This window comes from Roseomonas haemaphysalidis (assembly GCF_017355405.1).
Lineage (GTDB): Bacteria > Pseudomonadota > Alphaproteobacteria > Acetobacterales > Acetobacteraceae > Pseudoroseomonas > Pseudoroseomonas haemaphysalidis.
In genome coordinates, this window is record NZ_CP061177.1 from 2461532 (window position 1) to 2477091 (window position 15560).

Consider the following 15560-nt stretch of genomic DNA (forward strand, 5'->3'; position numbering starts at 1 on the left):
GTCGGATCAGGCCAGCTTGCGGCGGACCGCAGCCACGGCCGCCTCGGCGGTGATGCCGAAATGCTTGAACAGGTCATCGGCGGGCGCGGAGGCGCCGAAGCCGGTCATGCCGATGAAGGTGCCGTCGTTGCCCAGCCAGCGGTCCCAGCCGAAGCCCAGCGCGGCCTCGATGCCGAAGCGCGGCGCATCGCCCAGCACCTGCTGGCGGTAGCCGTCGTCCTGCAAGGCGAAGAGCTCCCAGCAGGGCAGGGACACCACGGCGGTGGGGATGCCTTCCGCCTCCAGCGTTTCGCGCGCCTGCATGGCGAGATGCACCTCGGAGCCGGTGGCGACCAGGGTGGCGCGGCGCATGGCGGAGGCCTCGGCCAGCACGTAGCCGCCGCGGGCGGACTTGTTCTCGCCCGCCTCGGCGCGCAGCGCCGGCAGGTTCTGGCGGGACAGCGCCAGCACGGCCGGGCCATCGGCCCGGGCCACGGCCAGTTCCCAGCACTCGGCAGTTTCCATGGCATCCGCCGGGCGGAACACGTGCAGGTGGGGAATGACGCGCAGGCTGGCCAGGGTTTCCACCGGCTGGTGGGTCGGGCCGTCCTCGCCAAGCCCGATGCTGTCATGCGTCAGCACATGGATCACCCGCTGCCGCATCAGCGCGGCGAGGCGGATGGAGGGGCGCATGTAGTCGGCGAAGACCAGAAAGGTGCCGGAATAGGGAATGACGCCGCCATGCAGCGCCAGACCGTTCATCGCGGCGGCCATGCCGTGTTCGCGGATGCCCCAGTGCACGTAGCGGCCGGCGAGGTTCTGCACCGAGAACACCGGGATGCCGCGCACATTGGTGTTGTTGGAGCCGGTGAGGTCGGCGGAGCCGCCCATCATCTCCGGGATCGCTGGCACCAGGGCCTCCAGCGCGCGCTGCGAGGCGATGCGCGTGGCGATCTTGGGCATCTCCTCGGCCAGCTTGGCGCGGTGCGCGACGCCGGCCTCGTGCCAGCCGTCCGGCAGCTTGCCAGCCATGGCGCGTTCGAACTCGGCCTTCTGCGGGTGCTTGGCCAAGCGCTTCAGCCAGGAGCGGCGGCTGCCGGCGGAGCGGCGGCCGGCGGCTTCCCAGGGGGTCTTGATCTCTTCCGGGATCTCAAAGGGGGCCGCGGTCCAGCCCAGCGCATCCTTGGCCGCCTGCAACTCGACACCGCCCAGCGCCGCGCCGTGCACGCCGGAGGTGCCGGCCTTGCTGGGGGCCGAGAAGCCGATGATGGTCTTGCAGGCGATCAGCGTCGGCTTGCCGGAGCGGGTGGCGGCGTCCAGCGCGCGGGCCACGGCCTCCTGGTCATGGCCATCCACCCGGCGCACCGCCCAGCCATAGGACTGGAAGCGGCGCAGCACGTCGTCCGACGAAGTGATGGTGACGTCGCCGTCGATGGAGATGCCGTTGTCGTCCCACAGCACCGTCAGCTTGTTCAGCCGGAAGTGGCCGGCGATGGAGGCGGCCTCGTGGCTGATGCCCTCCATCAGGCAGCCGTCACCGGCGATCACCCAGGTGCGGTGGTCCACCAGCGACTTGCCGAAGCGGGCCGACAGGTGCCGCTCCGCCATCGCCATGCCGACCGCATTGGCCAGGCCCTGGCCCAGCGGGCCGGTGGTGGTCTCGATCGCCGGGTGCTCGCCGTATTCCGGGTGGCCGGCGGCGACGGAATGCAGCTGGCGGAAGTTGCGCAGGTCCTCGGTGCCGATCCCGGCATGGCCGGTCAGGTGCAGCAGGGCGTAGAGCAGCATGGAGCCGTGGCCGGCCGACAGCACGAAGCGGTCACGGTCCGCCCAGCGCGGGTCGGCGGCGTCGTACTTCAGATACTTGGTGAACAGCACCGTTGCCGCGTCCGCGATGCCCATGGGCATGCCGGGGTGGCCCGACTTCGCCTTCTCCACCGCATCCATCGCCAGCACGCGGATGGCGTCGGCCATGCGGCGCCCTTCCGTGAGCGGCAGCGCCAGGATGCGCTGCTGCGCGGCAATGGCCGGGTTGACGGACGGATCGACGGCGGGTGCAATGCTGGCCAAGGGACCAAGACCTCCGGTACGGCTGACGCGGCTATAATGGCCGCGTCGCAATGCGGCAACCCGGCATCCGGCCCGGCCTTACCGCTTGCGGCCGCGCAGCATGCGCCCCAGCGAAGCAAGAGGCGCCATCGCCAGCCGCAGGCCGAAGCCGGGATCGTAGCCGCCGCGCTTTGGCTTGCGCGCGGGCTGGCGTTGCGGGGGCGGCTTGCTGGCCCAGGGCCTCACCAGGCGCGGGGCGGGCGGCGGCGCGTCTTGCCGTGCGGGCGCCAGCCCCCAGGACTGGGCGATGCGCCAGGTGGATGAGATACCCACGTCAAGAATGAAGTCCGACGCCGTGCCCATGCGCGACACGCGCCGCCCGCCGGGCCCGGCGTGCGGTGCCGCGATCGGCGTGCCGTGCCGGAGGCCTGCAATGCTTCGCGACTCCACTACCGCCCGCCCGGCGGCGTCGCGCCACACGCGGTGGGGGTGGCCATCGGCGATGCCGGTTTCCGGGGCCGTGCCGTCCAGCCCGTGCAGCGCGGTCCATTGTTTTTCCAGCTCCAGCGCATTGGCCGGCACCACCGTCTCGTCCGCGTCGCCCTGCCAGATGGCGACGCGGGGCCAGGGGCCGTCGCCGCCCGCGGCCTGGCGCGCCAGCGCGGCCCAGTCGGCACCGCTGCGCCGGCGGGCATGGAACATGGCATTCAGGGCCTCGCCCACGCTGCGCGCGGCGCCGAACGGCACGCCCGCGATGATGGCGCCGGCGGCAAATCGCCCGGGCCGCACCGCCAGCAGCGCCGCCGCCATGGCACCGCCCGCCGAAAGCCCCGTGACGAAAACCCGCGCCGGGTCCAGCGCGTGCCGCCCGATCATGCAGTCGATCATGGCGTCGATGGACGCGAGCTCGCCGCCCTGCGGCGCCACGTCCGCGGGCTGAAACCAGTTGAAGCAGAGGTTGCGGTTGTTGCCTTGCTGCTGCTCGGGAAACAGAACCGCGAAGCCGCGCCGCCGGGCCAGCGCCGACCAACCGGTGCCGTGGTCGTAGAGCGCGGCGTTTTGCTTGCAGCCGTGCAGCACCACCACCAGCGGCGCGCCCGCCGGCAGCGCGGGTGGCGCATAGGCCAGCATCCGCAAATCGCCCGGGTTGCGGCCGAAGCCCTCGACAATCTGCAGCAGCGTCCGGGGACGCGGCGGGCTGGGCGCCCGGCCGAGCAGCCGGGACCAGCGGCGCTGGTAGCGCGTCAGATCGGCGAGGCTGGTGGCGAACATGGCGATCCTTCCGGCACGCGCATGCTGCGGTGCAACATGGAAGGAACCTGACCCGCACCGCGAAGTTGCGTCGCGCGGCGCTGCCGATAGACTTGCAGCTCCGCCGAACAAGGAGCCGACTGATGGCGCATGCCCTGGATACGTCCCGCGGCCCCGCGATCCTGCGCAACGCCGTGCTCGACACGGAGGCCCTGCGGCAGGCGCGCGTCGACCTCGCGGCCTGCTTCCGCATGGCGTCGCGGCTTGGCATGCATGAGGGCATCTGCAACCACCTTTCGGCGATGGTGCCGGGGCGGGACGACCTGTTCCTGGTCAATCCCTACGGGCTGGCATTCTCGGAGGTCACCGCCTCCAGCCTGCTGGTCTGCGACTTCGAGGGCAACGTGGTCGCCGGCGACGGCCAGCCGGAAGCCACCGCCTTCTATATCCATGCCCGTCTGCACAAGCGGCACCCCCGGGCCCAGGCGGCGTTCCACACCCATATGCCCAACGCCACGGCGCTGGCGATGCTGGAAGGACCGCCGCTGGCCTGGGCCGGCCAGACGGCACTGAAATTCTACGGCCGCACCGCCGTCGACGAAGACTACAACGGCTTGGCGCTGGACGCGCGGGAAGGCGACCGGATCGCCGCCGCGATGGGCGATGCCGACATCGTCTTCATGAAGAACCACGGCGTCATGGTGGTCGGCCCCAGCATCGCCGAAGCCTGGGACGACCTTTACTACCTGGAACGCGCGGCCGAAGCGCAGCGCCTGGCGCTGTCCACCGGCCGGCCGTTGAAGCCAGTGCCGCCGGACGTGGCGCAACACACCTATGCGCAGATGCGCGACGGCGATGCCGAAAGCGCTCGTCTGCATCTGGAAAGCGTCAAGCGCATCCTGGCACGACATGAGCCCGACTACCTGGACTGACCGCGAAAGCGATGTGCCGGTTTGCTTTGGCCGCCCCTGCACCTCTGGCGGTGGCCGGTGACCCGGCCCATAGCGTCCCATGAGCATCGAACCTCTCGACGACGTTGCCACCCGTCCTGTCCTGCGCCTGACTCCCGGCCGGGACCGGCGGGTCAAGGGCGGGCATCCTTGGGCCTATTCCAACGAGGTGGCGATGACGCCCGCGCTGCGCGCTCTGCCGCCCGGTGCCCCGATACGCCTGGAAGGCGATGACGGGGTCAGGCATGGCACGTGGCTGTTCAACCCGCACAGCCTGATCGCCGCCCGGCGTCTGTCGGCGGACCCCGGCGTGGCGTTGGACGAGGCCTATTTTCGGGCGCGCCTGGCGGAATGCATCGCGCTGCGCGACCGTTTGGTGGGTGCTCCCTTCTACCGCATGGTGCATGCGGAGGCCGACGGGCTGCCGGGCCTGGTGATCGACCGATATGGTGACGCGGTGACTCTCCAGGCCAATACCGCGGCCATGGACCGCGCCATGCCGCTGCTGGTCGCGGCGCTGCGGGCGTTGATCGACCCCCGGGTGATCGTCGCCCGCAACGATTCGGCGGTGCGCGGGCTGGAGGGACTGCCGGAACAATCGGGGCTGCTGTGGGGAGAGGACGCCACGGCACGGGTCCGGGAAGGTGGGCTCGAGTTCTCGATCGACCTGTTGTCCGGCCAGAAGACCGGCTGGTTCTTTGACCAGCGTGACAACCGCGCCCGCGTTGCCGCGATGTGCCAGGGCGCGAGCATGCTGGATGCCTTTTGCCACACGGGTGGCTTCGGGCTCCTCGCCGCCCAGGCCGGCGCCACCGCCGTGACCTTGCTGGACCGCAGCGAACCCGCGCTGGCCCTGGCCATGGACACGGCCCGCCGCCATGGCTTTGGCGACCGCGTATCCGCCCAGAAGGGCGATGCCATGGAGGCGATGGAAGCGATGGTCGGCGCCGGCAAGCGCTTCGATGTCGTGGTGGCGGACCCGCCGGCCTTCGCCAAGGCCCGCAAGGACCACCCGGCGGCGATGCGGGGCTATGCCAAACTGGCGCGTCTGGCGGCGATGCTGGTTGCGCCGGGCGGGGTGTTGTTCATCGCCTCATGCTCGCATCACGTATCGCCGGGTGAGTTCACGGATGCGGTTGCTTCCGGCATCGCCCGCACCCGGCGGCAGGCACGGCTGCTGGCGACCACGAGCGCCGGGATGGACCACCCCGTGCATCCGCTGCTGCCGGAAAGCGCCTACCTCAAGGGCTTGCTACTGCAATTCAAGGAATAAACTTTATAATCAGTTGCTTGCACGACGATGCTGCCAAGCGCAAAGAGCGATGCTGTTCGGCAAGATCGTCGCGCAAGCGGCTGTTCGTTGAGCGTCAGGCGGCCACCCAGCCACCATCCAGCGACAGTGTTGCGCCCGTCAGGCTGCCCGTGTCCGGGCCGCACAGATACAAGGCCATCCGGGCCACCTCGGACACCTCCACCCAGCGCTTGCTCGGCTGCTTGGCCAGCAGGTGGTCCCGCAGCGCTACCTCTTCCGACACGCCCTTGGTCTGGGCAATGGTGCTGACCTGTACCTCGGCAAGCGGGGTGCGTACGAAGCCGGGGCAGATGGCATTGCAGGTCACGCCGGTCTGGGCCAGCTCCAGCGCCGTCACCTTGGTCATGCCGACCACGCCATGCTTGGCCGCCACGTAGGCCACCTTCTCCGGCGAGGCGACGAGCCCGTGCGCGGAGGCCACATTGATGATGCGCCCCCAGTTGCGCGCCTTCATGCCGGGCAGCACCGCCTTGGTGCCATGGAACACCGCCGACAGGTTGATGGCGATCACCGCGTCCCACTTCTCGTCCGGGAAGTCCTGCAGCGGGCTGGTGAACTGGATGCCGGCGTTGTTCACCAGGATGTCCACCTGTCCCATCAGGCTTTCCGCCTCGGCGATCATCGCCCGCATCTCGACCGGCTTGGACAGGTCCGCGGCGGAATGGTGCGGCTCGGTGCCGTCGCCCGCCTCGGCCACCGCTCGCTTGGCGGCGGCGATGTCGTCCGGCTTGCCGAAGCCGTTCAGCATGACCGTGGCACCCGCGCCCGCCAGCATGGTCGCGATGCCCAGGCCGATGCCGCTGGTCGAGCCGGTAATGATGGCCGTCCGGCCGGAAAGCGTCTTGTCCATGGTGTGCCGCGAATCCCTCATTGCCAACGATCCAGAACGCCCAGGATGCGCCGCATGGGGGAGGATGGGAAATCCGCGCCCCCAAAGGCGCCCGCCGCCTGGGCGATGGCTTCCGCCATGCTGCCGCGTGGCAGCGGCAACGACGCCAGTTCCGTGCCGCTCATGCGCCGGACCAGCGCGGTGGACAGCAATGCTGCGGTTTCCGCCGCGCCATCGGCCAGCAGGGCGAAGCCGAGCAAGCGGCCGCCGCGGTCGGCCAAGATCCTGGCCATCCCGCCGCCGGGCAACGCCAGACGCGCGACGTGCGGCTGGCCACCGGCCGCGCGCAGCTCCGCTTCCGTGGGGCCGACCTGCACGAGGGCAGGGTGCGTTGCCACCACGTCCGGCGCAGGTTCCGGCTCATCGGCCCGCTGCCGGCCTCGCAGCATGGCTTCCGCCACGATGGCGGCATGATGGCCTGGCGACGCCGCCCTGCCGGTGACGGAGCCGGCCGCCCAGACGCGGCCGTTGCTGACGCTGCGGAGGTCGTAGCGCAGCGTCAGCTTGCCGTCGGCAACGTCGATCCGCCCGGCCGCGAGGTCCAGCGGTGCCAGCCGTGGCATGGCGCCGGTCGCGATCACCAGGGCCGTGCCGGCAAGCCGTGCCCCGCCCTGCAACAGCAGGGCGACCCCGCCCGCTTCCGGCTCCACGCCCACCAGCGTGGCATTCTCGTGCAGTTCCACGCCGCTGGCGCGCAAGGCGTCTCGCAGGCGGGACACCAGTTCGATCTCATGGCCCGGAAGGATGTTAGGCTCGGTCTGCACCAAGCTGACGCGGTCGCCCGCCAGGGCGTGCAGCTGCGCCAGTGCCACGGCCTCCGCTCCGCCGCCCAGCACCAGCAGGTGGCCCTGCGGGCCCGTGTCGGCCGCGCCATCGGGCGTCATCCAGGGCACGGCGGCCAGCCCGGCGAGGTCGGGCAGCAACGGCGTGCGGCCGGCGGCGATTACCGCCTGCTGGAAGGCATGGCTGCGGCCGGCGGCCTCGATCCGGTCCGGGGCGATGAAATGCGCGCTGGCCGGCACGACGCTGAGGCCGCGCGCCTGCAACGGTGCCAGCGCCGCGGCATCGCCCCGCTCGAACAGCACGGTGCGGCGCCCGGCCTGCAGGGCGGCTTCGGCCACCGCGCGGCCGGACGGGCCGCCGCCGATGATCGCCACGTCCCAGGTTGCGCTGCGATCGGCCATGCGAGTCTCGTCTCCTGTCGGGGGCGCGGGTTATGGCGCCGTGGTGCCGCGGCAGCCAGCCATGGCCACCGATTCTGCTGTGCGAGGCCGGAAAATGGGGGCGTTGGCAGGCGGTTGCGAGCCCTGGCGCGTCTGCGTGGTTGACGCGGCGGCACCGCGCTACCTATACGTGCCCACCTTCGCCGGGCGGCCCTTTGGACAGGGGTGGTCCGGCTTCGCTGTTTCGCGCCGGGCGTGGCCTGGACGACGTGGCGCTGGACCTCGACTTTTTTGACGGAGTAACGCTCGTGAAGCGTACGTATCAGCCCTCGAAGCTCGTTCGGAAGCGCCGCCATGGTTTCCGCAGCCGCATGGAAACGGTGGGTGGCCGCAACGTGCTGAACAACCGCCGCGCCAAGGGCCGCAAGAAGCTCTCCGCCTGAGCCGAACATGGCCTCGCCGCCTCGCTTGAAGCGGCGGCGCGAGTTCCTCCGCGTCGCCGGCAAGGGCAACCGCGCCGCGCGGCCGGGTCTGGTTCTGCAGGCCCTGCCGGGTACGGCGGGGCCTTTGCGCGTTGGGTTCACCTGCACCAAGAAGCTCGGCAACGCCGTGGTGCGCAACCGCGCCAAGCGCCGGCTGCGCGAAGCCGCGCGGCTGCTGCTCGCGGACAGCGGGCCGGAAGGCTGGAACCTGGTGCTGATCGGGCGCGAGGCCACCGGCAAGCGGCCGTTTCCCCAATTGCTGGGGGACGTGCGGGGGCTGTTGAAGCAGCTAGGCGTGAAGCCGTGAACCGCTTGAAGGGGCGGCGGCCGCAGGCCATCGTCCTGAAGGCCGCGGTTCGCACCTACCAATATACGTTGCGGGGGGTGATCGGCAGCCATTGCCGGTTCTATCCGCATTGCAGCGCCTATGCGATCGAGGCGCTGGAGACTCATGGCGCGGCACGCGGCTCCTGGCTCACCGCCCGGCGTCTGCTCCGTTGCCATCCCTGGCATCCTGGGGGATACGACCCCGTGCCGCTGCCGCCGCCCCCTGCCGGGGCCGACGGGCCAGCGACCCCGAACTGCCCGACGCCCGATGTTTCCAACGGTGCGGCGGCTCACCAGAAGGCCTGACGGCACCGCTCCGATGGACCAGAAGCGACTTCTCGCGGCGATCGCGCTCTCGATCGGCATCCTGCTCGCCTTCGACCTCTGGAAGCGGGAAACCACGCCCGCGCCCGAGCCGGCGCCCGCCGTGGCGGTGCAGCAGACCACGCCCAGCACTCCCGCCACCCCCGGCGTAACCCCGGCCGCCCCCGGCAGCGCCGATGCGGCGGTGGCCGCGGCCACCAGCCGCCCCGCGCCGGAGCGGCTCCGCATCGACAGCCCCCGGCTGTCCGGCAGCATCAACCTGCGTGGCGCGCGGCTCGACGACCTGATCCTGAAGGATTACCGCGAAACCACGGACCGTACCTCGCCCAACGTGCGCCTGTTCGCGCCGCGGGATGAGGCGCAGCCGTATTACGCGCAGTGGGGCTGGTCCTCGGGCGATGGCCGCACACGCGTGCCGGATGCCGAAACGGACTGGACGGCCCAGGGTGGCCCGCTGGCCCCCGGCACGCCGGTGACGCTGAGCTGGGACAACGGCCAGGGCCAGCAGTTCCAGATTGTGCTGACGCTGGACGAGAACTTCATGTTCCAGGCCGACCAGCGCGTGATCAACAGCGGCACCGAGGCCGCCTCCGTGCTGCCCTGGACGCGCATCCGCCGTGAGTCCACGCCACAGGTGGCAGGCTTTTACATCCTGCACGAAGGCTATGTCGGCGTGCTGGGCGGCCGCCTGCACGAGACCACCTACAAGTCCGCCAAGAGCGAGACGACGCCGCTGCAGCAGGACACCAACGGTGGCTGGGCCGGCTTCACGGACAAGTACTGGCTGGCCGCCATCAACCCGGTGGACGCCGCCCAGACCATGAAGGCGACGTGGCGGCATGTGGCCGAGGGTGGGCAGGACCGCTGGCAGGTGGACTTCGCCGCCCCGGCTCCGCAGGCCGTCGCGCCGGGCGCCACGGCGTCCATCGGCACCCGGGTCTTCGCCGGCGCCAAGGAAGTGCATCTGCTGGACAGCTACCGCGACCGGCTGGGCGTGACCGATTTCGACAAGGCGATCGATTTCGGCATGTTCTACTTCCTGACCAAGCCGTTCTTCTATGCGCTGGACTGGCTGTTCAAGCTGTTCGGCAACTTCGGCGTGGCCATCCTGATCTTCACGGTGTTCCTGAAGGCGCTGTTCTTTCCGTTGGCCAACAAGGCCTACAAGTCGATGGCCCGCATGAAGATGCTGGCGCCGAAGATGACGGAGGTGCGGGAGCGCTACAAGGACGACCCGGGCAAAGCCCAGGCCGAGATGATGGCGCTGTACAAGACGGAGAAGGTGAACCCCGCCTCCGGCTGCCTGCCCATCCTGATCCAGATCCCGGTGTTCTTCGCGCTCTACAAGGTGCTGTTCGTCACCATCGAGATGCGGCACGCGCCGTTCTTCGGCTGGATCCATGACCTTTCGGCGCCGGACCCGACCAACATCTTCACGCTGTTCGGGGCCATTCCGTGGGATCCGCCGCACCTGCTGCACATGCCGGTGTGGGCGATCATCATGGGCATCACGATGTTCCTGCAGCAGAAGCTGAACCCGGCGCCGCCCGACCCGATCCAGGCCAAGATCTTCCAGTGGATGCCGGTGATCTTCACCTTCATGCTGGCCAGCTTCCCGGCCGGCCTGGTGATCTACTGGTCCTGGAACAACCTGCTTTCCATCGCGCAGCAGGCCTATATCGGCCGTGACGAGCGGCGCGCTCGGGCGGCCGAGCAGAAGCTGGCGAAGGCGAAGCGATGACCGGTCTGGCCGACGCGCGGGACGATGACGAGCGCGCGCAGGCGCTGGAGGAGGGGCGGCTGCTGTTTTGCCGCCCCTGCAACTTCTTCTACGCCGCGCAGTCGATCGATCAGTTGCCGGAGGCCAACCTGCCGGAGGTGGCCTTCTGTGGCCGCTCCAACGTCGGCAAGTCGTCGCTGACCAACGCGCTGACGGGGCAGAATGCGCTGGCCCGCGTGTCCCACACGCCGGGGCGCACCAAGCAGCTCAACTTCTTCAACCTGGGCGACCGGCTCGTGCTGGTGGACATGCCGGGCTACGGCTACGCCCAGGCGGCCAAGAGCGTGAAGGAGGACTGGCAGGGGTTGATGTTCAACTTCCTCCGCGGCCGCCCGACGCTGCGCCGCGTGGTGCTGCTGCTGGATGCCCGGATCGAGACCAAGGCGTCCGACCACGCCGCCATGAAGCTGCTGACGGATGCCGCCGTCACCTTTCAGATCGTGCTGACCAAGGCCGACGACGTGAAGCCTGGCCCACTGGCCCGGCGGCAGGACGACGTGCAGGCACTGGTCAAGAAGTATACCGCCGCCCACCCCATGGTGATCACCACCAGCAGCCAGGACGGCACCGGCATGCCGGAACTGAGGGCGGAGCTGGCGGCGCTCGCCGCCGACTGAGCGGCAGGACGCGCCCGGAAAGAGGCGCAACCACAGGGACGAACGACCATCATGACCTATCCTAGCCTTCGCGCAGTGCTCTGCGCCTCCGTCCTGTTTCCCCTCAGCGTGGCGCCAGTCCTGGCGCAAGACGCGTTGCGGGTTGGCCTGGCCGCCAACATCACCTCGCTGGACCCGCAGTTCCATGTGGTCGGCTCCAACAGCGCCCTGGCCCGCAACGTCTTCGACGGGCTGGTGAACCAGGATGACCGGCAACAGCTGGTGGCGGGCCTGGCGAGCGTGTGGAAGCCGGTGGACGACACCACCTGGGAGTTCAAGCTGCGCTCCGGCGTGCGCTTCCATGACGGTTCGCCCATGGAGGCGGAGGATATCGCGGCCAGCCTGCGCCGCGTGCCGACCGTGCGGAACAGCCCGTCCTCGTTCCTGCCCTACGTGCGGCCGATCTCGGCGGTGGAGGTGGTGGACGCCCAGACCATCCGCATCCGCACCACGGAACCCTATCCGCTGCTGCCCAACGCGCTCAGCCGCATCGCCATCCTGCCGCGCAGCCTGGAGCGTGCCGAAACGGCCGACTTCAACAGCGGCAAGGCGATGATCGGCACCGGCCCCTTCCGCTTCGCGTCCTACACCCCCGGCGACCGGCTCGAGCTGGAGGCGGCGGTGCCGGGCGAAGGCGCGTGGCGCAGGGTCACGTTCCGTTTCATTCCCACCAATGCCAGCCGCGTGGCCGCGCTGCTGTCCAACGACGTGGACGTGATCGAGGGAGTGCCGACCACCGACATCGCCAAGTTGCGGTCCGATGGCAAGATCACCCTGTCCTCTGTCGCGTCCAACCGGGTCATGTACCTGCACCTGGACCATGAGCGGGAACAGTCTCCCTTTGTGCGCGGGCGCAATGGCGAGGCCATCCCCAACGCGCTGCGCGACCCGCGCGTGCGGCAGGCTCTGTCCCTGGCACTGGACCGCCGCGCCATTGTGGCGCGGGTGATGGATGGGGAAGGGACGCCCGCCGGGCAATTGGTGCCGGAAGGGTATTTCGGCTTTGTGCCCGGCCTCGCCGCGCCTGCCTTCGATGCCGCCGGTGCCCGCCGCCTGCTGGCCGAGGCGGGGTTGCCCAATGGCTTCCAGATGACGCTGCACGCCACCAACGACCGCTACCCCAATGACGACAAGGTGGCGCAGGTGCTGGCGCAGCTATGGACCCGCGTGGGCATCCAGACCAAGGTCGAGGCGCAGCCAGGCAACATCTTTTTCGCCCGCGCCAGCAACCGCGAATACAGCGTGATCATGGGCGGCGCCGCGGCCGAGACGGGCGAGGCTTCCTCCGTGTTGCGGCCGTTGCTGGCCACCTTCAACCCCGAGAAGGGCGATGGCTCGGGCAACCGTGGCCGCTATTCCAACCCGGAATTCGATCGCCTGCTGGCCGAGGCCCTGCGCACGGTGGACGACCGCAAGCGCGAGGCCCTGCTGCGCCAGGCGACGGAGCTGGCCATCAAGGACAACGGGGTGATCCCGATCTTCTTCCTGGCCAACAGCTGGGCCAGCCGCCCGGGCTTCAACTACCGCCCCCGCACCGATGGCTGGACGCTGGCCATCAACGCCACCCGCTAGGACCCCGGCCATGGCCCTGCCCATCATCATCGACTGCGACCCCGGCGTGGATGACGCCATCGCCCTGCTGCTGGCGCTGGCTTCGCCGGAGCTGGAGGTGCGGGCGGTGACCACGGTGGCCGGCAACGTGCCGGGCGACCGCACGGCGGAGAACGCCCGCCGCGTGCTGGCCCTGGCCGGGCGCGGTGACGTGCCGGTGCATGCCGGCTGCGTCGGGCCGATCCTCGGCCCGGTGATGCGCGGCAAGTACAGCGGCGCGGGCGGGCTGGGCGGCACGCTGCTGCCGGAAGCCGAGGCACCCCTGGCCGCTGGCCACGCCGTGGACGTGCTGACCGCCGAGCTGTCCGCCGCCGCGCGGGCCGGAACGCCGGTCACGGTCTGCACGCTCGGACCCTTCACCAACCTCGCCGTGGCGCTGGCGCGCGACCCGTCGCTGGCGCAGGGCATCAAGCAGATCGTGTCCATGGCGGGGGCCTTCGTGGCCGGCGGCAATCGCACGCCCACCGCCGAATTCAACGTGCTGGCGGACCCGCACGCGGCCGAGATCGTCCTGCGTTGCGGCGCCCCCGTGGTGCTGGCGCCGCTGGACGTGACCTTCCAGGCGCTCGCCACCCCCGCCCGCGTGGCCGCCTTTCGCGCCATGCCGGGGCGGGTTGTACAGACGGCGGCCGAACTGATCACCTTCTACGATCGCAACGACCCGGATCGCTACGGCGAGCCCGGCGGCCCGCTGCACGACCCCTGCGTGGTCGCCTACCTGCTGAAGCCCGAGCTGTTCGGCGCCCGCGCCGCCAATGTCTCGGTCGAGCTGACGGAGGGCAAGTGCTATGGCCAGACGGTGGGCGACTTCTTCAACACCACGGACCGGCCGCGCAACGCCACGGTGCTGTCCCGCCTCGATGCGCCGGGCTTCTTCGACCTGCTGTGGAGCCGCCTGGCCTCCTACGCTTGACCCCTGTGGCCCCGCATCCTAGACGCGGCGCGGAACGATGCCTGCCCGGGAAGGAGCCGTCATGAACGCCGAAGCAGCCCGCAGCCAGATGGAGCTTCTCGCCGAAGCCCTGCCGCTGCTGAAGCGCTATGACGACCAGACCATTGTCGTGAAGTACGGCGGCCATGCCATGGGCCAGGAGGAAGCGGCCGACCGCTTCGGCCGCGACATCGCGCTGCTGGAGCAGGTGGGCATCAACCCCGTCGTGGTGCATGGCGGCGGCCCGCAGATCAACGCCATGCTGAAGCGCCTGAACGTGCAGTCCGAATTCATCAACGGGCTGCGCGTGACGGATGCCCACGTCGTGGACGTGGTCGAGATGGTGCTGTCCGGCACCGTCAACAAGCAGGTGGCGGACTGCATCACCCGCGCCGGAGCCATCGCCGTCGGCATCTCGGGCAAGGATGGCGGCCTGATCCGCGCCAAGAAGCTGACCCGCACCTATCGCGACCCGGACAGCAACATCGAGAAGGTGCTGGACCTCGGCTTCGTGGGCGAGCCGGAGCGGGTGGACCCGCATGTGCTGGAGCTGCTGATCGGCGCGCAGATCGTGCCCGTCGTGGCACCCGTGGGTGTCGGCGAAGACGGCCAGACCTACAACATCAACGCCGACACCGCGGCTGGCGCCATCGCCGGCGCGCTGAACGCCTCCCGCCTGCTGATGCTGACGGACGTGGCCGGCGTGCTGGGCGAGGACAAGCAGCTCATCCCGGAGATGACGGTGGCCGAGGCCCGCGCCGGCATCGCCGCCGGCTGGATCTCGGGCGGCATGATCCCGAAGATCGAGACCTGCATCTACGCCATCGAGCAGGGCGTGAAGGGCGCGGTCATCGTCGATGGCCGGGTGCCGCACGCGGTGCTGATCGAGTTGTTCACCGAAGGCGGCGCGGGCACCCTCATCCGCCCGTAACCGCCCGCGCCGGGCCGTTGTTGACAGCGGCCCGGCCCCACCCGATACCGGCGCGGACCTTTTTTCGCGCCGATCGGGATGCCGCCGCATGGACAACGCCACCCTCGCCACCACCATCGAGGGCCTCTGGGCCCGCCGCACGGAGATCTCGCCGGCGACGCAGGGTGCCGAGCGCGAGGTGATCGAGCTGGCGCTGGAGATGCTGGATTCCGGCAAGGCCCGCGTGGCGGAGCCGGACGGGCAGGGTGGCTGGAAGGTCAACCAGTGGCTGAAGCAGGCGGTCCTGCTGTCCTTCCGCCTGGAAGACAGCGCGCCGATGGAGGTCGGCCTCGGCGCCTATGACAAGGTGCCGCTGAAGTTCGCGGATTGGGGCGAGAACCGCTTCCGGGAAGCCGGCTTCCGCGCCGTGCCGGGCGCCGTGGTGCGCCGCTCGGCCTTCATCGCCAAGGGCGTGGTGCTGATGCCCTCCTTCGTGAATCTCGGCGCCTATGTCGACGAGAACACGATGGTCGATACCTGGGCGACGATCGGCTCCTGCGCCCAGATCGGCAAGAACTGCCACATCTCGGGCGGTGCCGGCATCGGCGGCGTGCTGGAGCCGCTGCAGGCCAACCCGGTGGTGATCGGCGACAACTGCTTTGTCGGCGCACGGTCCGAGGTGGCCGAGGGCGTGATCGTGGGCGAGGGCTCCGTCCTGTCCATGGGCGTCTTCCTCGGCGCCTCCACCAAGATCATCGATCGCGCGACGGGCGAGGTCTTCATGGGCCATGTGCCGCCCTATTCCGTGGTGGTGCCCGGCTCGCTGCCGGGCAAGCCGCTGCCGGACGGCACGCCGGGCCCATCGCTGTACTGCGCCGTCATCGTCAAACGCGTGGACGCGCAAACCCGCAGCAAGACCAGCATCAACGAGCTGCTGCGGGACTGA

Annotated in this window: 15 protein-coding genes; 11 read left to right on the plus strand and 4 right to left on the minus strand. The window is 70.0% G+C overall.

Annotated elements, in window-relative coordinates; translation table 11 throughout:
* Positions 1-6: 6 nt before the first annotated feature.
* Positions 7-2049, minus strand: a complete 2043-nt coding sequence (tkt, locus tag IAI59_RS11395) for a transketolase (protein WP_207417261.1) — start codon at positions 2047-2049, stop codon at positions 7-9.
* A 78-nt stretch (positions 2050-2127) separates the two neighbouring features.
* The gene (locus IAI59_RS11400) at positions 2128-3300 is read right to left on the minus strand and encodes an extracellular catalytic domain type 1 short-chain-length polyhydroxyalkanoate depolymerase (protein ID WP_207417260.1); all 1173 of its coding nucleotides are present in this window, start codon (positions 3298-3300) and stop codon (positions 2128-2130) included.
* Between the two features lie 122 nt (positions 3301-3422).
* On the opposite strand from IAI59_RS11400, the gene IAI59_RS11405 reads away from it, so the two are divergent.
* The gene (locus IAI59_RS11405; protein WP_207417259.1) at positions 3423-4211 is read left to right on the plus strand and encodes an aldolase; all 789 of its coding nucleotides are present in this window, start codon (positions 3423-3425) and stop codon (positions 4209-4211) included.
* Positions 4212-4290: 79 nt separating this feature from the next.
* Positions 4291-5502 (plus strand): class I SAM-dependent rRNA methyltransferase, encoded by a 1212-nt coding sequence (locus tag IAI59_RS11410; protein ID WP_207417258.1) that lies wholly within the window; start codon positions 4291-4293, stop codon positions 5500-5502.
* A gap of 94 nt (positions 5503-5596) precedes the next feature.
* Here the strand turns inward: IAI59_RS11410 and IAI59_RS11415 are convergent, their stop codons facing one another.
* Entirely contained in the window at positions 5597-6391 is a 795-nt protein-coding gene (locus IAI59_RS11415; RefSeq protein ID WP_207417257.1) for a 3-hydroxybutyrate dehydrogenase, read from the minus strand.
* Positions 6392-6408: 17 nt separating this feature from the next.
* Positions 6409-7614: an FAD-dependent oxidoreductase gene (locus IAI59_RS11420; RefSeq protein ID WP_207417256.1), complete on the minus strand. Its 1206-nt coding sequence runs from the start codon at positions 7612-7614 to the stop codon at positions 6409-6411.
* 287 nt (positions 7615-7901) lie between these two features.
* On the opposite strand from IAI59_RS11420, the gene rpmH reads away from it, so the two are divergent.
* The 9 genes from rpmH (at position 7902) to dapD (ending at position 15560) form a co-directional block, all read left to right on the plus strand.
* Positions 7902-8036 (plus strand): 50S ribosomal protein L34, encoded by a 135-nt coding sequence (gene rpmH / locus IAI59_RS11425; RefSeq protein WP_207417442.1) that lies wholly within the window; start codon positions 7902-7904, stop codon positions 8034-8036.
* A 7-nt stretch (positions 8037-8043) separates the two neighbouring features.
* Entirely contained in the window at positions 8044-8382 is a 339-nt protein-coding gene (gene rnpA / locus IAI59_RS11430) for a ribonuclease P protein component (protein WP_207417255.1), read from the plus strand.
* Complete coding sequence (gene yidD, locus IAI59_RS11435; protein ID WP_408887613.1) at positions 8379-8708, plus strand: membrane protein insertion efficiency factor YidD; 330 nt, start codon at positions 8379-8381, stop codon at positions 8706-8708. Before rnpA ends, yidD begins: the two co-directional genes overlap by 4 nt.
* A gap of 13 nt (positions 8709-8721) precedes the next feature.
* The gene (gene yidC, locus IAI59_RS11440; protein WP_207417253.1) at positions 8722-10467 is read left to right on the plus strand and encodes a membrane protein insertase YidC; all 1746 of its coding nucleotides are present in this window, start codon (positions 8722-8724) and stop codon (positions 10465-10467) included.
* Positions 10464-11123, plus strand: coding sequence for a ribosome biogenesis GTP-binding protein YihA/YsxC (yihA, locus tag IAI59_RS11445; RefSeq protein ID WP_207417251.1), 660 nt, complete (start codon positions 10464-10466; stop codon positions 11121-11123). Before yidC ends, yihA begins: the two co-directional genes overlap by 4 nt.
* Positions 11124-11174: 51 nt before the next feature.
* Positions 11175-12734 (plus strand): ABC transporter substrate-binding protein, encoded by a 1560-nt coding sequence (locus IAI59_RS11450; RefSeq protein WP_207417250.1) that lies wholly within the window; start codon positions 11175-11177, stop codon positions 12732-12734.
* A 10-nt stretch (positions 12735-12744) separates the two neighbouring features.
* A complete protein-coding gene (locus tag IAI59_RS11455; protein WP_207417249.1) occupies positions 12745-13686 on the plus strand; it encodes a nucleoside hydrolase in 942 nt (313 codons plus the stop codon).
* Between the two features lie 61 nt (positions 13687-13747).
* Positions 13748-14635 (plus strand): acetylglutamate kinase, encoded by an 888-nt coding sequence (gene argB / locus IAI59_RS11460; RefSeq protein ID WP_207417248.1) that lies wholly within the window; start codon positions 13748-13750, stop codon positions 14633-14635.
* Positions 14636-14723: 88 nt separating this feature from the next.
* Entirely contained in the window at positions 14724-15560 is an 837-nt protein-coding gene (gene dapD / locus IAI59_RS11465) for a 2,3,4,5-tetrahydropyridine-2,6-dicarboxylate N-succinyltransferase (RefSeq protein ID WP_207417247.1), read from the plus strand.